The following is a 19,888-nucleotide window of genomic DNA, read 5'->3' as shown; positions in this document are numbered from 1 at the left end:
TTTTTAACTCCAAATGAAATTACGATAGCTGCCCGGCGTGTAGTTCGCCTTATCTGCCTGCATTTCTGCATAAACGAAATAATAGAATACCACAAAAGCCAGCAAAGTTGTATACAGATATCTGCGCATCTGAAGATTGCCTACAGCGGCTACCGCGTTTGGCAAAGCTATCGCGCTGAAGACCAGATATATCGAGGTAAGCCTGGAAGAGAAGATAGGGCTGCCGCGCATAATGAAGTAAATACAAATACCCGCAACGGTAAGGTTTCGCCCATATTCGTAGTATGGTATTTTGGCACACGCCTGCTTGTCGTACATTACAAGAAAGTAGGTATACAGCAGGCAGAGCAGGTCCGTAAACATCACACCGCCCCTACTGTGCTGAAGCGCAATATAATCCGTATAGCCGGCATAAATTTCCTCCGGTGCCACACTGTTGAGGAAGCCCATATAATTGAAAAGTTTCAGAGGCGAAAGCGCCATACAGATCAGAATGACGGTAAGAATAGACCTGCTGTTAAAATTATACCGCACAAACCAATAGGCGGGGATGAAAATCACAGACGATTTATGGAAACTCATAGAGAGGTAGATGACGATGAGAAAAGGAATCAGCCTGCGCTGCTTTATAAACTCCAGGGACAGAAATACCAGTCCCATGGCTACGCCCTGCCGTATCTGCCCCGCATCGGAGGTAAAATACTGTGGGAACATATACAGCAACCAGGATAGAGCCGGGTATACGGAATTCTTTTGAAAACTGTAAAATTTAGGAATAATGGAAATAATCGCTATGAAAAATGAGAAATAATGAAAAGGCATTCCCAAATCAAAAAACACCTTCCCTATCAAAACGAAGAGCCACTCTACCTCAATATCGGTGGTCTTAAATGTGGCACCCTCCAATATCTGTGGATAGGTAGCCGTAAGGCCGTAATACTGATACATAGTGGTATAGCTGCCATAATCCGCCCCCGCATTCATCCGGAATCCCGAAAATAGTATCAGCGCCATGATTACAAACCATGCTTCCTTATAGTTTTTATACTGGTTCTGATAGCCTTCCATAACGCTGAAGGCCATCATAAACAGCACGGAAACCGTAAAAACCGGGTGTAAGATCTGCATACTACACTATCTTTCTGAGAAGATTTTCCTGCCCCAGAAAATAGAGCAGATAATAAGCTTGCTTTCTCAGCGGCAAAGATAGAAGATAATTTTTTCCGAACCTTCTGTACCTCAAAACCTCTGAAACCTTAATATTTCTTTGCTTCATAAAAAGCTTCAGCCGTGCGGACATCTTTCTGTAAAGCACCTCATCTTTCACAAAGGCGAGATAGGCAAGATAGGTATAAACACCCTCCAGGATCTGGAAATTCTTCAGCTCCGCCTGCCTGCCGCGGAATCCCGATCTGCGAAAAGCCTCCTCCACATCTTCCACCGCACGAAGGATATCCAGCCCACGAGCATTATGTGTTTTGGTAATGGAACCTGAACGCTCAAAATAGCTGTAATGATAATTCTGAGTCTGCGCCAAAACTTTGCATTCCAGCAACAACTGTGGCACCAGCTGGATATCCTCAAAATGAATGCCTTTTTTAAACCTCCTTTCCTCGAAGAGCTCCCTGCGGAAAAGTTTGTTGCACGCGAAATAGCTTAAGTCCGAGAATACGGAAAAGTTTTCCCCCAGCTCTATTTTCTCCGGCATATTGGGGATTTGGGTAAGCTTCTGCGTCACTTTTCCCGCTTCATTTACTTTTTGCAGATTGCAAATCACCATCTCCGCCTGGTGCTTTTTCGCCAGCCCATACATTTCCGCGAACATTTCCTCCTCCACCAAATCATCGGAATCCACAAAACCGATGAATTCGCCGGAAGCCTTTTCCAAACCGAAATTCCGCGCATCGCTCAGCCCTCCGTTTTCCTTTTTGAAAGCCAGAATTTTCTCAGGAAACCTTCCCGCAAAATCATCAATGATTTCCTGCGAATCATCCTGGCTGCCATCATTCACCACGATGATTTCGATACTGTCAATCGTCTGATTGACAAGGGATTCCAGGCACTTTCTCAAATACCTTTCGGTATTGTAAACCGGGACAATCACGGAAACTTTTTTCATAAAGGTTTTATTTTTCCAAAAATTTCGGCTTTATAAATCCCCGCTTCGCATCCTCAAAATCCATCCGGGAGCAGGGCAGCCACTGCCCCTCGTCCCTGGAATTCCCGAAATACCACAGCCCGGAGAAAACCTCCTTGTGAAAGGCGTATTCATTATCCCCGGCCAGCACATAATAGGTCTCGAAATTTTTCTCCTGAGGATGCGTGCGCCTTATGTTGATACCTTCGATCAAATGCCAGATCATCTGCGCCAAGAGCTGATGATTCAGAGTGTTTTCCGAAAAGAAATTAAAATTGAAAACGCCCGCAGCCTTCAGGTTTTCGCTCAGCCCCGCCTCTTTCATATAGGCGCAGACCTCCCTTCTGCCCAGCCCGTTTACCTGAGGATGGATGGAAAATTCTCCGCAAAAACTCTCCACGGCATCGCAGCTGATGGTTACCAGATCTGCACGCCGGAAGTAGGGCTCGCAGCGTTCAGGGCTGCCCGCCATTTCCGAAAGCCTTACGGCATCCACACCGATGTCCGCAAGCAATGCCACAGACTCCCAATCGTTCAGATAAGACTGCAGCCCCAGCAAATGCACATTCTTCAGCGAAAACTCCTTACCACCCAGAATCCTGTGAAAAAAATTTCCCGAGGAGAGCATCCCATCTTCTGCCTTAAGTGAAACCTTACTGCTGATGTGCGTGTAGGAAGTTTCTTCCCTGATGCTGCAAACTGCCTTGCAAAGCGGGTAAGACAAATCCTCCGACCCGCCGACGATCACCGGCAGAGCTTTCTGGCGAATACAGGTGAGAAGCACTTCCTGAAGGATGTAATGCGTATCTTCTGAGGACTGCCCGGTGCGGAGGTCTCCCAGATCGGAGATGGGAATTTCGAAATCCGCGCACGAGAGCCTGTAGAGATTTTCCCGAACGGTGGAGAAGTTGCACAGCCCGCCGCCAAGCCCTGCGCCGCGGAAATCCGAAGCGAAGATAAGCGCCACGCCGCCGGGATGCAGCTCCTTTGAGATTCTGTATCCCAATTGCCACTGTTCCGCGCTGATTCCGGATGCCGGTATTAAAACATCAGAAAAATTCATATTCTGTTATTTTTTTGCAGCAGGTTTTTTGGGAGAAGCTTTTTTAGCAGGGGACTTTTTTGCTGCAGTTTTTTTGGCCGGCTTCTTTTCTTTGAAGGCCGTATCATCCTGCGCTTTTATCCAGTTTTTCACTTCATCCAGCGGAATGCTTTTCAGTTCTTGCGCGGTGTATTTTTCGCCGCTGCTGTTCTTCGGAATTTTCAGCATTTTTTTTCCAAAACGGATGAAAGGCCCCCACCTTCCGTTCTCAATCGCAATTTTTTCATCCTCCCAATTCTGAATGTAGCGGTTTGCCTCCTTCTCGATTTTCGCCGAAATCAGCTCATTAATTTCCTGTTGAGTCAAATTATCGAAATCATATTTTTTCGGCACATTTACAAACAAATCCTTAAATTTCAAAAACGGGCCAAACCTTCCCACACCTTTGGTCACCGGCTCACCATCATAAAACGCCACAGGTTTATCCGCCTCGATTTTTTGGCGGATGACTTCCTCGGCCTTTTCCTGATCCACGCTGAAAGGGTTGGTGCCCCGCCCTAAAGAAATGTACGAATCCCCCCATTTTACATAAGGGCCATACCTACCAACACCTACGCTAACTGGTTGACCTTCAAAATCTTGCAGATCAAATGGTATCTTGAACAAATCCAGGGCTTCATCCAGGGAAATCGTGGCAATATTCTGATTTGGAAGCAGCGAAGCAAACGCCGGTTTTTCCTCAGCATCCGTCTCACCAATCTGAATCATCGGGCCATACCTGCCGATTCTTGCCAGCACGGTTTTGCCGGTTTTAGGGTCTTTTCCCAGAATTCTTTCGCCGGTTGCCCTGTCAGCATTTTCCTGAACTTCCGTAATTTTCGGGTGGAATTTCTCGTAAAACCCGCCCAAAACCTCGCGCCATTGTTCCGAACCGTTGGCAATTTCGTCAAAATTCTCCTCAACCCTTGCGGTAAAACCATAATCCAGGATTTCGGTAAAATTATTCGTGAGAAATTCATTCACCACTTCGCCAATATCAGTAGGCACAAATTTATTTTTATCGCCTCCGAAATTTTCCGTCAAAATTTCCTTTCTGATTTCCGAATTTTTTTCCAGAGATATTTTCAGGATTTCGCGCTGCTGTGGAAAGATTTCCGGCTTCTCTACATAGCCTCTGTTTTGAATGGTTTGGATGGTGGGCGCATAGGTGGAAGGGCGGCCAATCCCCAGCTCCTCAAGTTTTTTCACAAGGCCTGGCTCAGTGTATCGTGCAGCAGGCTTGCTGAACTTCTCGGTTGCTGTAATTCTCTTGTAGTCCAGCTTTTCGCCCTTATTTACTTTTGGCAGCAGCTTGTCATCCGCATCCTCATCATCCTCATTTTTGAAGATGCCGTAGGCCTTCAGGAAGCCATCGAAAACAATTACTTCTCCCTGAGCCTCAAAGTGTTGCGGTAAATTTTCATTACCGATCTCAATCACCGTTTTCTCGATTTCCGCTTCCGCCATTTGTGACGCCAGCGTCCTTTTATATATGAGTTGGTAAAGCTTGTTGAGCTGGGCGTCGCCAATGTTTTTCACGGAAAAATCCGTTGGGCGAATGGCTTCGTGCGCCTCCTGTGCCGATGCAGATTTTGTCTTAAAATTTCTCGGCTTGGAATATTTCTCGCCGTATTCCGCCAGAATTTGCGCCTTCGCACCGGAAATTGCTTCCTGCGAAAGATTCACGGAATCCGTTCTCATATAGGTGATGTAGCCCTCCTCGTAAAGCCGCTGGGCTACACGCATCGTGGTGGTAACGCCATAGCCAAGCCGGTTTCCGGCCTCCTGCTGCAGCGTAGAAGTTGTGAACGGTGCAGAAGGCGAGCGCTTGCCAGGCTTTTTCTCAACATTTAAAACGCTGAATTCCAACTGCTTAGCCAGTTTTAGGAAATCTTCCGCATCATCCTCCTTTGAAAAATCTTTTTTAAGTTTTGCAGAAATTTCCTGCCTGCCTTCGTTCAGAAATACGCCTTCCACTTTGAAGGACGCCTTCGGTTTAAAGCTGCGGATTTCCTGCTCTCTCTCCACAATCAGCCGAACGGCCACGCTCTGCACCCTTCCTGCGGAAAGCCCGGTTTTTACTTTTCGCCAAAGAACCGGCGACATTTCGAAGCCTACGATTCTATCCAGCACCCTTCTTGCCTGCTGGGCATCCACCAAATTTTTGTTGATAGTCCGTGGGCTTTCGATCGCTTTCTGGATGGCATTTTTCGTAATTTCGTGAAACACAATGCGTTTCGTGGTATCCTCATCCAAATCCAGCTCCTGCGCAAGATGCCAGGCAATGGCCTCGCCTTCACGGTCTTCATCGGAAGCCAGCCACACGGTTTCCGCTTTTTTGGCGGCGTTCTTCAGCTCTGCAACCACTTTTTTCTTATCGGCAGAAACTTCGTAATTCGGCGTGAAAGTAGCCAAATCCACACCCATACCTTTCTTCGGCAAATCGCGAATATGCCCGAAACTTGATTTTACTTCGAAATCTTTGCCGAGATATTTTTGGATGGTTTTGGCTTTCGCCGGCGATTCTACGATTACTAAATTTTTAGGCATAAGGGCTTGGAAAATTTTTGCAAAAGTAGAAGATTTTTCAAAACAGACTGTATTGAAGTTTGTCAATATATTATAGACAGAAACAAAAACCGCCCGGCATTGGGGCGGCTTTTTGATGTAGCGATGTATGTTTATAGCGCGTCGAGCCCTGCTTTTACCATATCCCCGACATCTGAGAACCTGCCGAGGGCTACCTTGCGGATGGCGGATTTCGCGAAGCCTTTTACCTGATCAAATGTCACCTGCGGCGGCATAGCGAGGGTACCGGGATCGGTGTATATGTGCAGTAGTGCCGGCCCTTGGTGTGCCAGGAATTCCTTCATAGTACTGTCCAGCTCACCCCTCTCGCGTACGGCGTAGCCTTTTATGTTGAAAAGTTCTGCCACTTTTTCAAACGGCGGGTTTACCATATCCGTCTGCCAGTCTACAAAGCCTTGCACCTCCATCTCCAACTTTACCATACCGAGGGAGCGGTTGTTAAACACGACGATTTTTACCGGATACTGATACTGCATCACGGTAGCCAGCTCGCTGAGAGACATAGAGAGACCTCCATCGCCGCAGAGTGCGATGACCTGCCTGTTTTTTGTAGATGCTGCAGCCCCGATAGCCTGCGGGAGCGCACTCGCCATGGAGCCGTGGTTCATAGAGCTCGTCATATATCTTCCCTTTTTCGGGGAGAGCAGCCTCGCCGCCCATACGCAGGTCATTCCTACATCTACGGTGAAGATGGCATCCTCATCTGCCATATCGTCTAGCAGCACAGCTACCGCTTCCGGATGGATGTGGTCTGTTTTAGTCTGCTTATTCACTTTGTCTCGGTGATGGGCGTGCTCCCTTACATATTCTTTATGATATTTTTCTGCAAAGCTGTAGTCGTCCTTCGGCTGAAGCAAAGGCAGCAGAGCGGCGATTGTATCTTTGATGTCCCCAGCATAGCCGTGGTCCACCTTGCCCCTGCGGCCAATTTGGGATGGCTTGGCATCAATCTGGATTAAAATATTATCCTGGGGGACGAACTCGGCATAAGGAAAATCGGTACCGAGCATAAGCACCACATCTGCATCGTGCAGGGATTTAAAGCCTCCCGGGTTGCCGAGAAGGCCGTTCATACCGCAGGTGTATTTGCTCTCGGTTTTATCGAAGAAGATTTTCCCGCGGAAGGAGAAGGACAATGGAGCCTGCAGTTTTTCCACAAGCGCCTCTACCTCTCCCACGGCATCTTTGGCGCCATACCCGGCGTATATGGCGATTTTTTCATTTTGGTTTAAAATGGCTGCCAGCTCTGCGAGTTCGCTATCCTGAGGGCGGTACAGCGGTTTGGGGTGGTAGGTATGCTCGGAGGTCACCACCTCATCGTACGAGGCAGCCGCCACATCCCCCGGCAGGGATACCACCGCCACGCCGCGCTCGTTCTTCGCCACCTGGATCGCCTGCTGAAGCATAGTGACGAACTGCTGCGGAGTATTGGCCGCCTGGTTGTATTTACTGCAGCCTTCGAACAGAAATTGCGGGAAGGTTTCTTGGAAATAATCCGTACCCACCTTCCCTGTAGGCACCGTGCTGGCGATAGCAATAACGGGATTACCTGCGCGGTTGGCATCGTACAAGCCATTTACAAGGTGTACATGCCCCGGGCCGGAGCTTCCCATACAGCAGCCGATGCCGTGCAGCTCCGCATCCATAGACGCAGCATATGCCGCGGCTTCCTCGTGCCGTACATGGATCCATTCTATTTCCCCATCTCTGCGGATGGCATCATTCACAGGGTTCAAACTGTCACCGGTAATAGCATAAATGCGTTTTACTCCGGCATCTTTCAGCATCAAGACTAGTTGGTCAGAAACATTCATTTTTAATGATTTTATATTATAATATCATGGAAAGTCATAAATTTGCACGCCTTTAACGCAACAAATTTCTTGCTAAGTTTTGCCAAAAAAATCATAAAAAAATTTTTTGGAGATTTTTATCAAGAAAATTTGCAGGTTTAAAAAATAGCTGTATCTTTGCACGCACATTTGAGAGAAGATAATGGCAAATCATAAATCAGCACTTAAAAGAATCAGACAGAACGAAGCAAAAAGACTTCGCAACAGATACTATCACAAAACGGCGAGAACTGCGATGAAGAAGCTCCGCCTTGAGGAGGATAAAGCTGTAGCGCAGGAACAATTGCCGAAAGTAATGTCGCTTCTTGACAAGCTGGCTAAGAAAAACATCATCCACAAAAACAAGGCTGCCAACCTAAAGAGCAAGCTGAGCAAGCATGTAAACAAACTTGCTTAATTAGCAAATGGCCCGTTCGTCTATCGGTTAGGACTCAAGATTTTCATTCTTGCAAGAGGGGTTCGATTCCCCTACGGGCTACAAACAACGCTATAAATCAATAGATTACAAGGTTAGGGACTAAAATAGGGACTATTAAGTCCCTGTTTTTATTTTTTTACAATTTACCTTCTCCTCGAAAAACTTACCTTATTCTCAACTTCCTCCGCCAATTCAATTTCTGCGATTCCCAGCTTTTCTTCTTCAAAAGATGGAACTGCACCAAACAATTTTGCATTCTCATCAGCCCGCTCTTTTACATAATCCAATTTTTGATTTTCCAGTAGTTGTTTCTGTTTTTCCTCGGTATATTTGGATACCAATTTAGCCTTAACTTCCGGGAGTTTTTCTAATTCTTTTTCTAAGGCCTCAATCTTTTCATCGGTGGACTTGGTCTGCTTTTCAATTTCCTCTACATTGACGCCCTTGCCTGCCAACTCACTAATTTTTTCCTCTACCATTTGTTTAGCAGCATCAATATTTTTCTGATAGAATGAAAGTTGATTTTTCCAATAATCTGAATTTGCACTTCCATCATTAGAATAGCTCAAAATACGGTTGTAGTCGTTCTGGGCTTTGGTTACTCCCTCCTGAATTTTCAAAAAATCTTGATGCTTTCTAAGGATAAAAGCATTGTCTGCGACATACCTGCTTTTTTGATTTTCAATTCTCTTTTTCAGTAATTCAATCTCGATATTGGCTCTTGTTTCCGGGCTGGTAATAATAGCGGTCTTAAGTTCCTGTGTACTAATATCAGAAATATCCAACACATCAGCTCCTTTCTTCATCGCTTCTAAATATCGGGCTTGTTTGGATTGCAATTTTTGAAGCATAAAGACATCAATGCTATCATTGGTCAGCATAAAAATTAATGCGGACATTCTCATTTTGGTTGCCTTGTCGCCATGCCCTACCCTCTACTTGTCGCAATGAGGTAAAATTATAGGGTAAAGAAAGCATATAAACATCAGTGGTATTTTTCTGTAAGTTCATTCCTTCCTGAATGGCTTCACTTCCAATAACCACTTTTATTTTCCCTTCATTAAAATTCTCTTGTATTTTTAATCGGTTGGATTTGGTGGTTGCTCCTGTGATGATTCCGATTTCTTCAGGTTGGTATCCTATTTTCTGCACTAAGTATTCTTTCAGTTTTGGAAATTCTGAAACTGCTAATTCAGAATAGATGATTTGTCCTGAATTAGGGATGTCTTTTTTATTCTGCCGTATTAAATCCATCGTCTGTTTGAGTTTTGGAGAGTTTTCGATAAACTCTTCCAACGACGGTTCTTCATCTTCATAATACGGAGATAGATACGGCGAAATTGCAATCAATCTGGCATTGAGGATATGCGTTAAAATGGCACCCTTTTGTGTTTCCTCAAAATTCTCATTGAGCATCTCATATTGCTCTTTGGTCAAATCATTTTGCTCAATTTTATATTCCTTGTTGATTTTATTGGGGCGTTTCAGTTCAGGATTGTCTTCCTCGCCTTTGATATCAATAAATTCTGAAAGCAGTTGCTGGAACAGGGAATTATTTTTAAAGCGTCTTACATTGGCTTTGAATTTCACATCGCCTTTGGCATCAATTTCCATATCGTTATCCGCCTCCATAAAGGTTTCAAAAAAGGTATTCACATTAAAATAACCTGATTCCTCCAATCGTTTGTTGGCAATGAGTGATAAAATAGAATAATACTCCAATGGTTTATTGGTAAATGGTGTAGCGGATAGAAGTGTTACATTTCTGCCATCATTTTGCTCCTGAATATATTGTGCTGCCATCCAGGTATTGATTCCCAATTTTGAAGTCTGCTGGTTTTGACTTCTAAAGTCAGACGCAAAACGGCGATCTTCTATTCTTACTTTACCAACGATGTGGTTAGCATTATGGACTTCATCATAAGTAAGATGGTCAAACCCAAAATCTTCCCAATCGTAGATTTTTCCGCGTTTCATTTTTCCAACGAGTTCTTTTTCCTTTTCAAGTTCCTTTTGAAAATCTCTCTCGCTAATGGAATTGACACTTTTAAGTTCACTCTCTGAAATATACGAAAAGGTGGAAGCCAAACGCTGTGTAATATCTTCTTTGAAGCCTATATTATTAAAGCCTTCATAATTAACAATAGTAATTTCTCCGTCTTTATTGTCAAATTTAGAAAGGTCATAATCTTTTCCAAGATTGCCTAAAATATTCACTTTAGCATCAGGAATGGTCTCAAAAATGGTTTCTATCCATTGCTTGAGGATACTTTCATTCGGAACCACAATAAGCGGTCGCTTGGCATTACCTCTTTCCATGGCTTCGTGCATAGACAGAATTCCGGATAGGGTTTTCCCAAACCCGACTTCGTGAGCCAAAAGCCCGACACCCTTAGTCGTTTGCCTGCCTATTCCTGCTTTTTGAACTTCGGTTAGTGTGAGTGGTTTTCCTTTAAAATTTTGATAAATCTTTGAAAACAATGGAAATTTGGAATAATCTGGAACATAGATGTTATTGTAGTTTCTGTTAAATTCTTTTACATATCGCTCTCTAAGGTCTTCAGATAATTCTTCTCTCAAAAACTTTTGGAACAAATCATTGGCAGCAGCTTTTCTTCTCTCCCGAATAAGGGCGTTTCGTTCTTTGTCGCTCCCGGTTACATTTTCATTGTCTACAAAACTCCAAACTTCCCAGTAGGATGAACCTGCAAAGGCTTCGCTGCTAAGTTTGCCGACAAAACTTTTGAATTCATCCGCAAGGCTTTTAGGCTCTTTAATGATTTCCATTTTTTGGCTGTCCGCATTCCACTGCTCTCTTTCCTTTTCTCCAATAATGAAGTTATGGACAAACTCGTGGTTGGGACTCATAAAAATTTGGTCTAAGTTTTTAGGTTTCGGCAAAACACTTTGTAAAAGTACTTTCTGTTTTTCGTATTGGTTCTCCATTCCACCTACCGAAAATTTGTCTGCGAAGTCTTTTTCCAGTTGCTCTAATTTGGCGTAGATATTTCCTTCGGCGTAATAGAAATCGTGCATCCATTTGCCGTCGTGATAATTGGCAAATTGGTAATGTTTTCCGTGATTATTGAGCGTTCCGTCATATTCCGTATCCCGGAATGCTGCTATCTGCTCATGTGTAAGCTCCGAACTATTTTGAAGTGCTGTTTCTACAATAGCATCCGGCTTTTTGAAATGGTATTTTAAAATTCCTTTTTTTATTTCGGGTTGCGTTTGAACCCGATATTCTGTATTTCGCTCGCTTTGTTTTTTAATGATTTTTTCTGCCTTTTCATTAATCTCCGACAGGCTTTCTGAATCAAACTTTTCAGGCGTTTTAGTAATATCCTTTAATAGGTTTTCATATTTAGATATTTCAGATTCTACGGCCGGGCTTTTAAACTTGATTTCTCCCAGTTTTGATAAGGCATTTTTAATATTTTCCTTTGCTTCATTAAGTGCCTTTTCTTCTATTGATGCGCCCGATTTTTCCTCTAAATTAATGATGGCTTCTTTGGATTCCGTATTTTGTTTAGGAAATGGATCCTGATTAAAAAAGTCTTCAAACAAATTGCCTATCCGAAGCGTTTCTTTTTTATTTTGAAGATGAACTATCTTTTGCAAGGCTTCTTCCAAACTGCCATGCACATACTGCTCCGGTCTTCCAAAGCGATTGGTTTTTTCACGGATTTCCCCTAAAATATGTTCGGGATGTTTTTCAAAATATCCGGAAATATCCTCCGAAATTTTATGCGTATTCTTTTTAAGAATGATAATATCTGTGCCCACCTGCGTCCCTTGAAATACTCCTGAAGGTAGCCGAAGGGCATCGATAAGCTCTGCTTCTTTAAGTTTAGTCTGGCGGTTCAACCAGCCCGAAGGCAGCACCATAGCAAGGATACCATCCCGTTTAAGAACATCCAGGGACCGCTTGACGAAATAATCTTCGTATTTGGAGAGTTTGGGCTCTTCTCCCAAACCTTTGTAATAACCTCTATGGTCGCCATAAGGTGGATTACCAATAATCAAATCGTATTTTTGGCTAAAGTCTTTTTTATGCCCTCTATCGTCGATAAACTCAGTTTCAAAGGAACGAAGATGAATATTAGCTTCCGGGTGGAGTATTTTTGCAATCTTTGCCGTTGTTTCGTTGATTTCAAAGGCGGTTATATTGGCTTTAATACCTAAATCTTTAGCAGCATAGAGAAAATTGCCAGTGCCTACACTTGGCTCTAAAACAAAGATTTCATTTTGGGCATGTACTCTGTTTTTGATAAGGTTTCGAACAGCATCAACAATTTTAGCATCCGTGTAGTATTCATCTAAAATACCACGACCTTCTTTTGCCGTGCCGCCACTTTTATACCGAGAACAAATATCCTTGAGGTCTTCGTGAGATGCTAAGTGATGTTTTAAATGGATTTTTTGACCATCTCCAACAGTGGTAACAAGATTTACAATCTCAGAGATTTGCTCATTGCTGACTTTTTGACCTTTGTATTGGGCAATGCGTTTCTCTAAGTTTTCAATTTCAGATAAGTCTGATGCTGGAATTCTTAATCCTGTATCGGATAGAGTTCTCCCGGATAGGATTCCGCCCACGGAATGTTCTCTTTCCGCACCTTCTGCATCATTTTTCTGTTGTGTTCCGTCATCGGATCTTCCTCTTCCTCCGTCTCCCAAACGCTGCTCATTTCCGCCTGTAAGTCCATTTCCAGCATCCTGGCTGACCAAAGCATATCTTCCGGTGTGATTTCCGTCTTGCCCGGATTGGCTGTTCTGCTCAGTTGCTCCAAGGTTTTGTTTAGCCGTGTCTGATTCCAATTGCTCAGAATTGGAAATTCTTTTGGATTCAGGGTTATTTCGTTGTTCATCTGAATTGTTTTTTATTTCGCCTAAATTAAAATTTTTGGTTTGATTTTCATTTTGATTCTCAATCTTTTTTTTGAGATAATCATTGAGGCTCAGATGTTCTTTTCCAATTCCATATAAAGGACGGATATCTTTGATGTTTTTATCTTTTAGCTCATTTAGTATTTCTTGCGTTGCTGATCTTCCCGAATGGTCCCCGGAAAGGCACAGAAATATCTTTCCTTCATAATACCGGAAATGATTTGTAAGTTGGCCAGCATTTCCTAATTGATGCAACACCGCCATACTCCTGTTATTGGTCTGTGAATTCAACCGGAGCAGTTCTAAAAAAGCTTGTTTGTCTATTTCAGACTGAAATACGATGAGTTCATTTTTGGCTCCCTCGGTTATGGAGATATTTTTAACTGGAAGTCCGGTATATAGGCTGTTACTCACGGTTTTTATTGTTGACGAATTGGTTGTAATCGAAAAGTTCTTTAGCTGCAGCATCCCAATTCTTCCTTGGGAGCAGTTGCAGGCTGACAAATACATCGGTCTTTTTATTATAGTAGTCGATGCGCTCTAATCTTCCTCCGTAATCTTCCTCGGCATGGCGGTAAAGAGAGTACGGCATTATCGTATCTGTGGGATAAATGTAAAAACGACTGTAAGTCCAGGGTGAATTGATTTCAAAGCGTTTATAGTTTTTTCGGAACAAGAGCGTGTCTGGGAGTTTTCTCCTGTTTTGGTAGTTGGGGATATGCTCTTTTGAAAAAATTGCGCCTTCTTTTTTATTCCATACGAGAACTGCTTTTTGCTGTTTATTTAGCTCTGAAAAAATAATATTGCTGCCCTCTGTATTTTCCAAAGGAAAACAAAGAGAATCTTTGATATAATAGACCTTCCTGTTAAACTCCTGAACTTCCAAATCCGGAATTATTTCCACCATCTGGTTCTGAAAATAGTTGAGTTTCGATAGATGGAAGCTCTGCATTTTGTCCAAACCTTTAGAGGCATTAAAATAAACATTGGAAACGAGGTCTATTCCACCTTTCTCAGACTGTATTTTCTTATGGCAGGACTGAATCGTCATAAAGGATAGAGTAAGTATTAATAGCTTAAAATAATTTTTCATAAAGTTTTGTATTTTGTAATAATATTTTTAATTTTGTAATAACTAATCCGATTGATTTTAAAAAGTGAGGGTCATATCAAAAAAATCGCTGGTGTTATTTTATACTCATCACGCTGATGCTAAATTGGCTTTAGAGCATTGGTATAGTACAGTATCAGCAGCTGAATGGAATAATTTTGCAGACATTAAAAAGGATTTTAATAGCGTAGATAGTGTAGGCAATCAAAGATTTGTATTTAATATCAAAGGCAATCATTACCGTATCGTGGCTCTTATTCTTTTTTCAGTCCAACAGGTATATATCCGGTTTGTAGGCACTCATAGTGATTATGATAAAATTAACGACATAAAAAACATTTGATATGATAAAAAATGAAACCCAATATGAAGCAATTATGGCCCGTATTGATGAACTTCTTAAAATAGTGGACGACCAAACTCCTGCAACAGATAAAAATATGATTGAATTAATGCTTTTGTCTGATGCTGTAGAAGTTTATGAGAATATCCATTATCCTATTGCTACACCTTCTTTGGTGGATACGATTAAATTCAAGATGCATGAAATGAACCTTACACAGGCTAAATTAGCTGAGCTTTTGGGCGTGTCTGCTCCACGTATTAGCGAATATCTTTCCGGGAAAAGCGAACCGACTTTACAAGTGGCTAAAAACATCCACAAAAAACTGAACATCAGTGCAAATATCATCTTGCAATAAAACCATACAATAGAAGACAACAAAGGCTGCCACACACCAAGCAGCCCTCTGTCATCTCTACTGCAACAAGCTATCTTTTAATGCTTTGCTCCCGGGCATTTGCTTTTTCATTTTTCTGCTCCTGTTCCATCCCTTCCAAAGCCTTATTGGTGTTGATACGGTTCATATCGCTGTCATACAGGTTTAAATTCTTGTATTGGGGATTGAGGACGGCTTTGCCTTCCACCACCTTGTCATTCATTTCAAATTTTACCTTTACCACATTGCCTTTTTCCAAAGATTTGATGGTGTTGTCCTTGTATTCAGGCTTACCGAAAATCAGATTGGATTTTTCAACGATTTTTTGGGTATCTACACCATAATTCTGATAAAAGTTCTGAAATCTGTAATTGTCGTTTTCGGTTTTAGGCTCCTCAAAATTGAGTTTTACAAAGGCAGTTTCTTTTTGGTCGCTTTTCGGCTTATGGAACTCGATTTTTACGCTACGCCCCTCCAACACTATAAACATACGCGGAATGTTGAACCAAAATTTTCAGCATCGCCATTACTGAATTGAAGTCCTGATCTTCACAAATCATATTAGATGTTATATTGCCGTGTTCCATTATCCGCAATGTAAGGAAGTTCAGTCCTGATTTTATTTCTCCATCTCTGCCTATCCAAGCCGATGGACTTATTCTACCTGTCAATTCTACCAATGTGCCTTTGGTAAGAATTTTGGCAACATTGGGACTTATCCAGTAAGAGCAGTTGTAAAAAGTGGTTTGCTCCTTTCTTTCGCCAGCTTTGGTTTTGTAGTAGTCGTTAATGGCTACTGAAAAGTTTACAACCTGTCTCTGGTCTTTCAGCGTGTTGATTTGTGCATTTTTGGTAATTCTACCTACGATTGTGTTCATAATTTTAAATATTTAAGTGTAGATTTTGTTTTTCGTTACTCGTTTTTCGTTTTATCGTTTTGTGATGATGATTAAAAAACCAAATGATATGATTTGGTATCGAGGACACTCGGCTTTCTTTTTTTTAATTGGATGGAAAAACATTATTATTCTCTGTGTTTTTCTGTTTTTCCGTTGATTTCAAAGAACTCCTTCTATTGATTTGATTCGTACAACTGAGGTTCCGGCTTTTTCTTTGCCAATGACCACAGGACGGTAGCATACACACCAAACCCGATTCGGAGCTGCTTTTCAGAATAACAAAATCCCGAATCGGGCTTGAAATCTTTTTGTCCGAAGGATTTAGGAGTGTCTGGAAAAATTATTGGAGCTTGCGGAAAGAATTTTTGTAGATACCCAAAAAGATTTTTTGGCGTGGATGATGCCGTCCTACATTTGCAAATGACAAAAGCCCAAACCACAGTTCGAAACAAAATTCAATGGTATGCAGGTGTTCTTTGCAATGGGAAAACAAATAAAAATCAATTGAAATAAAGGAGTTTTTTAAATACAGTATGGTACATGGCTGCTTTTTTCAGACAGGTTAAAATTGGAGTATTAACTTTAACTTTGGAAAAAAAGCAATGAAAAAATCAAGATTTACGGAGCCTCAGATTATCAGGATGCTCCAGAGCCAGCAGGAAGGCAAGAAAGTGGCGGAGATCTGCCGGGAATACGGTATCTCCGAACAAACATTTTACAACTGGAAGAGCAAGTATGGAGGAATGAGTCTTTCGGAACTCCAGCGTGTCAAGGAACTTGAAGCGGAGAATGCCCGTCTCAAGCGCATTGTGGCGGACCAGCAGATTTCCATCGATATTTTAAAGGAGGTCAACTCAAAAAAGTGGTAACACCTTATCAGAAGGAGCGTTGTATTGCTTATATTCGGGAGAAAAGACCGGAGATAAGTTATGCTAAGGTGTGCCGCGTAATGGGACGCTCAAGAACCTCAAAATATTATAAAAAACGGATGCCCGAAAAAGATGAAAAACTTCGAGAAGCCATCACCTCGATATTGGGAACCAGCAGGCTGGGACGCAAGAAAGTCATCGTGAAGGTTCGTAAAAAGTACCCGGGGTACGGTTCTTCGCAAATCCGAAGGGTCTATCAGAAGTATGGTTTTTCGCTTTACAAAAGAATGAAAAGGAAACGGTTTGACAATCCTGCCAATCCCATCGCTGTACCTTTGGAGCGTAATGAGGAATGGGCAATGGACTTTATGAGTGACGCACTGGCGAGGGGATCCCGATTTCGAACGCTGAATATTGTTGATCAGTACAACAGAAAATGTCTGGGGATTGATGCGCGTACATCCATGCCGTCCAGAGCGGTCATCCATTTTTTGGAGCGCATGATTGAGAAGCACGGCAAGCCCAAGGGAATACGCACGGACAACGGCCCGGAGTTTACCTCGGGCCTTTTCCAGGATTGGCTGGATAAAAACAACATTGAATGGGTTAAAATCCAAAAAGGAAAGCCACAGCAGAATGCCATTATCGAGCGTTTCAACAAAACCTACAGAGAAGATGTGCTGGACGCCAACCTGTTTTTCTCCCTTCAGGATGTAAAAGACCTTACGGAACGCTGGATAGAAGACTACAATTATGAACGTCCGCACGAAGCACTGGACTTTAAAACCCCATCGGAATATGAGGCAGCATAAGGTTTTTTAAGGCATGAACTTCTGAAATATAATTCAGAAAAAAGCACCGCAAAAAGCAGTGCCCTTGAAAACTATATTTCGTCGGCCAACCTATCCCTCTCAGGTTGCTCCTCAGCAGAGCCTAATTCCGTTTCGGTTGGCAGGTGCAAATTTCGATTGAAAAAACTATATTTACAAACTGTCAAAAAAGTAGACCACTTACCGAAAAACCTTAGAAACTAAAAAAGACTGCCCTTTTGAGACAGCCTCATTTATTCAGTATGTAAATTCAACAAAATTAGATTTGTATATTTTAGATTTTACTTTTAATTGTATTTGCATTCTGTATTTCTTCCCTTTTTCTAAAGAGTAGAATTCATACCAACAATTAAATATTTTACAAGGATTATCTTTAAAAACAGCATCAACATTAGGATAAACTAAAAGATTATATTGTAAATTTTTTAATTTCTTTGAACATAAATTTATTTTAGCATTCTTTTTGATTTCCGCATCATTCTTTCTTTTTTCATAATAGATAGGAGGTTCACTTGGTTGAATATTTTTCTGTGCAACAGAATTATCTATAAGTTTATCTTTATCATAAATAAATAAATACAATTGATTTTCAGATAATCCATTTTTAGAAATTTCTTTCCATCTTTCATTTGCATATTCTAAATTTGCTCCTATTTTTATATTATGAATCGATTCAATATCTATATTAATTTGTTTTCTTTGGTTGAATGATAAATGCATCTTAATATTCTGTGCTTTAGTAAATCCATTTATTATAAAACACATTGCTACAATTAGAATTTTCCACTTTATTATTTCCATCCGTATTTAGTTTGATAATAATTATACCATTGAGTTCCTAAAACCGTAGGTGCATATTTTACTTCCCATTGATAAGCTCTGTACTCTAATCTATCGTTATATCTTGTTTGTGCTGTTTTTGGATTTTGCTTATAATATCTTCTAAAAATGGAAAGAGCTGTTCCCTGTATATAATCAATTGCGTGAGTTAATTCGTGCCCCAAAGTTCCATACAGTTTAAAATATGAAAATGTTTTACTTTGATTAATTATAATTCCTGTTGCTCTTGTAGAACCAGCATTTGGGGTAGTTTCGCCTAAATAACTATTATCACTTGGCGTTCCATAAGTAATTCCAACATTTCCAGATTTAGTATGCATGGAAGATAATGTTTCAGTACTAAGAACTTTATCCAAACTTTCTTGAGTATTAGGGGCGGTTGCATTAATATCTTCAATACCCACTGCATTTAATTCTCTTTCTGCGATACTTCTTTCCTCAATAGAATTCGATATCTTGTGCATAGCGTGGTTCAATCCTGCAACAATACCTCCTATAACAGCTCCTTGCCAGAAATTGCCACCTGTAAGCTCCGATCCCACGCCTCCTAAAACTGCTCCGGACAACACAATGCCTTCAGCTGTTTTAGCAAAATCTCCTGCAACTGCTCCGAAACCCGAAGCTCCAAGACTACCAAACATCCCGGAAAAAGCGCCGGAAACAAAATTGCCGCCCTGCATCATAGCCAATGTTCCCTGTGGTTACCTTCCATTAGTATTTTACAAAAAGTAAGAAAAATATAATTATAAAAAATAGTATAAAGAAAATATTTTTGTAAACATCATACTTAAAGCTTAAGATCAATTCTTTAACTTTTTTGGGTGGAAAAATTAAATAAAGAAAAACATTAATAGGTAATAAGACTATTCCAATTAAAAGATAGTTCATCCATACGTTTTCACTCCAAAACATTATTTTAAAATCAATATTAAAAGCTTTACATAAATTCAAAAGGAAAACAAAAATATAAATACTAACAACACCCAAAGCACTAATATATGCTGTCGATTTAGTTGCTTTTCCATCAGAATAATACTTGTAAAACATTAAAAATAAATACTTCATATTATTATCTATTTATAAAGTTCCCAACACCGTTAAAAAATTGATTAGTTACACCTGTTGCGTCTAAAACACCAATACCCAAACCTATTACAGGATTAACTCTTAAAAATAGCATTCCTGTATTAAATGTTGCTTTAAGGATATTTCCCGTAGTAGGATTTCTATAAGCATCATAAATTGAAGATCCTGCACTGTATATTCCTGTTACTCTACCTAAAACCTTTGTGTATTTTAAGTATTTAGACGCTGTGGAAGATAATTCACTTGTTTTTCCTGCATATTCAAAAAGAGCTTCTTTTGTCGCAGCATTAATACCTAATCCATTTGCGGCATTATCTAAATTTTGACTTAATTTAGATTTCCCATAGAGTTCTATTTCTTCAATCAAAGTATATTTTTTTCCATCCGGAGAGGTAGCATTCCAAGAACCATCGTTATTGTTCTCATAGCTTCCAGTGTCATCAACCCATTTTTTGCCTTTGTAACCTTTAGGTGGGTCTAATTTATGCATCGCAGCATTCAACCCGGCAACAATACCTCCAATTACTGCACCTTGCCAAAAATTACCACTTTAAAGCGAGCTGGTG

General features: G+C 41.2%; 18 protein-coding genes and 1 tRNA gene. 6 read left to right on the top strand and 13 right to left on the bottom strand.

Annotated features, from left to right (window positions below; genetic code table 11):
- Window positions 1-3: 3 nt before the first annotated feature.
- The 5 genes from IMZ16_RS07895 to IMZ16_RS07875 all read right to left on the bottom strand — a co-directional run bounded on the left by IMZ16_RS07895 (window position 4) and on the right by IMZ16_RS07875 (window position 7,621).
- The gene (locus tag IMZ16_RS07895; protein ID WP_193439594.1) at window positions 4-1,128 is read right to left on the bottom strand and encodes an EpsG family protein; all 1,125 of its coding nucleotides are present in this window, start codon (window positions 1,126-1,128) and stop codon (window positions 4-6) included.
- Window position 1,129: 1 nt separating this feature from the next.
- Entirely contained in the window at window positions 1,130-2,119 is a 990-nt protein-coding gene (locus tag IMZ16_RS07890; RefSeq protein WP_193439593.1) for a glycosyltransferase family 2 protein, read from the bottom strand.
- A gap of 7 nt (window positions 2,120-2,126) precedes the next feature.
- Window positions 2,127-3,200: an arginase family protein gene (locus tag IMZ16_RS07885; protein WP_073178666.1), complete on the bottom strand. Its 1,074-nt coding sequence runs from the start codon at window positions 3,198-3,200 to the stop codon at window positions 2,127-2,129.
- A 6-nt stretch (window positions 3,201-3,206) separates the two neighbouring features.
- Window positions 3,207-5,768: a type I DNA topoisomerase gene (gene topA / locus IMZ16_RS07880; RefSeq protein WP_193439592.1), complete on the bottom strand. Its 2,562-nt coding sequence runs from the start codon at window positions 5,766-5,768 to the stop codon at window positions 3,207-3,209.
- 131 nt (window positions 5,769-5,899) lie between these two features.
- A complete protein-coding gene (locus IMZ16_RS07875; protein ID WP_193439591.1) occupies window positions 5,900-7,621 on the bottom strand; it encodes a thiamine pyrophosphate-dependent enzyme in 1,722 nt (573 codons plus the stop codon).
- Between the two features lie 181 nt (window positions 7,622-7,802).
- On the opposite strand from IMZ16_RS07875, the gene rpsT reads away from it, so the two are divergent.
- Window positions 7,803-8,057 carry a 30S ribosomal protein S20 gene (rpsT, locus tag IMZ16_RS07870; protein ID WP_073178659.1) on the top strand — a complete coding sequence of 85 codons (255 nt, stop codon included), beginning with the start codon at window positions 7,803-7,805 and terminating at the stop codon, window positions 8,055-8,057.
- 9 nt (window positions 8,058-8,066) lie between these two features.
- Window positions 8,067-8,138, top strand: a tRNA-Glu gene (locus IMZ16_RS07865).
- Window positions 8,139-8,221: 83 nt separating this feature from the next.
- On the opposite strand, the gene IMZ16_RS10535 is transcribed toward IMZ16_RS07865, so the two are convergent.
- From IMZ16_RS10535 to IMZ16_RS07855, 3 genes are read right to left on the bottom strand one after another with little or no spacing between them, the layout of a single operon-like run.
- Window positions 8,222-8,959 carry a hypothetical protein gene (locus tag IMZ16_RS10535; protein WP_227411497.1) on the bottom strand — a complete coding sequence of 246 codons (738 nt, stop codon included), beginning with the start codon at window positions 8,957-8,959 and terminating at the stop codon, window positions 8,222-8,224.
- Complete coding sequence (locus IMZ16_RS07860) at window positions 8,946-13,436, bottom strand: N-6 DNA methylase (protein WP_227411496.1); 4,491 nt, start codon at window positions 13,434-13,436, stop codon at window positions 8,946-8,948. Before IMZ16_RS07860 ends, IMZ16_RS10535 begins: the two co-directional genes overlap by 14 nt.
- Window positions 13,375-14,061 (bottom strand): hypothetical protein, encoded by a 687-nt coding sequence (locus IMZ16_RS07855; protein ID WP_073180985.1) that lies wholly within the window; start codon window positions 14,059-14,061, stop codon window positions 13,375-13,377. Before IMZ16_RS07855 ends, IMZ16_RS07860 begins: the two co-directional genes overlap by 62 nt.
- Before the next feature lie 64 nt (window positions 14,062-14,125).
- Here IMZ16_RS07855 and IMZ16_RS07850 point away from each other — a divergent pair, with 64 nt between their 5' ends.
- Together IMZ16_RS07850 and IMZ16_RS07845 are read left to right on the top strand one after the other, a co-directional pair.
- Complete coding sequence (locus tag IMZ16_RS07850; RefSeq protein ID WP_193439590.1) at window positions 14,126-14,422, top strand: type II toxin-antitoxin system HigB family toxin; 297 nt, start codon at window positions 14,126-14,128, stop codon at window positions 14,420-14,422.
- 1 nt (window position 14,423) lies between these two features.
- A complete protein-coding gene (locus tag IMZ16_RS07845; RefSeq protein WP_073180981.1) occupies window positions 14,424-14,780 on the top strand; it encodes a helix-turn-helix domain-containing protein in 357 nt (118 codons plus the stop codon).
- Window positions 14,781-14,850: 70 nt separating this feature from the next.
- Here IMZ16_RS07845 and IMZ16_RS07840 read toward each other — a convergent pair whose 3' ends face one another.
- Entirely contained in the window at window positions 14,851-15,288 is a 438-nt protein-coding gene (locus IMZ16_RS07840; protein WP_193439589.1) for a hypothetical protein, read from the bottom strand.
- On the bottom strand, window positions 15,263-15,676 hold the full coding sequence (locus IMZ16_RS07835) for a single-stranded DNA-binding protein (RefSeq protein WP_193439588.1): 414 nt from the start codon (window positions 15,674-15,676) through the stop codon (window positions 15,263-15,265). Before IMZ16_RS07835 ends, IMZ16_RS07840 begins: the two co-directional genes overlap by 26 nt.
- A gap of 623 nt (window positions 15,677-16,299) precedes the next feature.
- On the opposite strand from IMZ16_RS07835, the gene IMZ16_RS07830 reads away from it, so the two are divergent.
- Complete coding sequence (locus IMZ16_RS07830) at window positions 16,300-16,566, top strand: transposase (RefSeq protein ID WP_123249589.1); 267 nt, start codon at window positions 16,300-16,302, stop codon at window positions 16,564-16,566.
- A complete protein-coding gene (locus IMZ16_RS07825; RefSeq protein ID WP_124802870.1) occupies window positions 16,560-17,378 on the top strand; it encodes an IS3 family transposase in 819 nt (272 codons plus the stop codon). Before IMZ16_RS07830 ends, IMZ16_RS07825 begins: the two co-directional genes overlap by 7 nt.
- A 255-nt stretch (window positions 17,379-17,633) precedes the next feature.
- Here the strand turns inward: IMZ16_RS07825 and IMZ16_RS07820 are convergent, their stop codons facing one another.
- The 3 genes from IMZ16_RS07820 to IMZ16_RS07810 all read right to left on the bottom strand — a co-directional run bounded on the left by IMZ16_RS07820 (window position 17,634) and on the right by IMZ16_RS07810 (window position 19,812).
- Window positions 17,634-18,197 (bottom strand): hypothetical protein, encoded by a 564-nt coding sequence (locus tag IMZ16_RS07820; protein ID WP_193439587.1) that lies wholly within the window; start codon window positions 18,195-18,197, stop codon window positions 17,634-17,636.
- Entirely contained in the window at window positions 18,188-18,919 is a 732-nt protein-coding gene (locus IMZ16_RS07815; protein ID WP_193439586.1) for a hypothetical protein, read from the bottom strand. The genes IMZ16_RS07820 and IMZ16_RS07815 overlap by 10 nt, the downstream gene beginning before the upstream one ends.
- Before the next feature lie 386 nt (window positions 18,920-19,305).
- Entirely contained in the window at window positions 19,306-19,812 is a 507-nt protein-coding gene (locus IMZ16_RS07810) for a hypothetical protein (protein ID WP_193439585.1), read from the bottom strand.
- Window positions 19,813-19,888 lie beyond the last annotated feature (76 nt).

This window comes from Cruoricaptor ignavus (genome assembly GCF_014961145.1).
Lineage (GTDB): Bacteria > Bacteroidota > Bacteroidia > Flavobacteriales > Weeksellaceae > Cruoricaptor > Cruoricaptor ignavus.
Note: the sequence above shows the minus strand (reverse complement) of the source record. Positions and strands in the feature narration are given on the sequence as shown.

Coding starts and splice junctions, on each gene's coding strand:
- IMZ16_RS07835 (WP_193439588.1), bottom strand. CDS start 15,676: ATGAACACAATCGTAGGTAGAATTACCAAAAATGCACAAATCAACACG.
- IMZ16_RS07815 (WP_193439586.1), bottom strand. CDS start 18,919: ATGATGCAGGGCGGCAATTTTGTTTCCGGCGCTTTTTCCGGGATGTTT.
- IMZ16_RS07895 (WP_193439594.1), bottom strand. CDS start 1,128: ATGCAGATCTTACACCCGGTTTTTACGGTTTCCGTGCTGTTTATGATG.
- IMZ16_RS07875 (WP_193439591.1), bottom strand. CDS start 7,621: ATGAATGTTTCTGACCAACTAGTCTTGATGCTGAAAGATGCCGGAGTA.
- IMZ16_RS10535 (WP_227411497.1), bottom strand. CDS start 8,959: ATGCTGACCAATGATAGCATTGATGTCTTTATGCTTCAAAAATTGCAA.
- IMZ16_RS07845 (WP_073180981.1), top strand. CDS start 14,424: ATGATAAAAAATGAAACCCAATATGAAGCAATTATGGCCCGTATTGAT.
- IMZ16_RS07890 (WP_193439593.1), bottom strand. CDS start 2,119: ATGAAAAAAGTTTCCGTGATTGTCCCGGTTTACAATACCGAAAGGTAT.
- IMZ16_RS07820 (WP_193439587.1), bottom strand. CDS start 18,197: ATGGAAATAATAAAGTGGAAAATTCTAATTGTAGCAATGTGTTTTATA.
- IMZ16_RS07810 (WP_193439585.1), bottom strand. CDS start 19,812: ATGCATAAATTAGACCCACCTAAAGGTTACAAAGGCAAAAAATGGGTT.
- IMZ16_RS07860 (WP_227411496.1), bottom strand. CDS start 13,436: ATGCTGCAGCTAAAGAACTTTTCGATTACAACCAATTCGTCAACAATA.
- IMZ16_RS07830 (WP_123249589.1), top strand. CDS start 16,300: ATGAAAAAATCAAGATTTACGGAGCCTCAGATTATCAGGATGCTCCAG.
- IMZ16_RS07840 (WP_193439589.1), bottom strand. CDS start 15,288: ATGTTTATAGTGTTGGAGGGGCGTAGCGTAAAAATCGAGTTCCATAAG.
- topA (WP_193439592.1), bottom strand. CDS start 5,768: ATGCCTAAAAATTTAGTAATCGTAGAATCGCCGGCGAAAGCCAAAACC.
- IMZ16_RS07855 (WP_073180985.1), bottom strand. CDS start 14,061: ATGAAAAATTATTTTAAGCTATTAATACTTACTCTATCCTTTATGACG.
- rpsT (WP_073178659.1), top strand. CDS start 7,803: ATGGCAAATCATAAATCAGCACTTAAAAGAATCAGACAGAACGAAGCA.
- IMZ16_RS07885 (WP_073178666.1), bottom strand. CDS start 3,200: ATGAATTTTTCTGATGTTTTAATACCGGCATCCGGAATCAGCGCGGAA.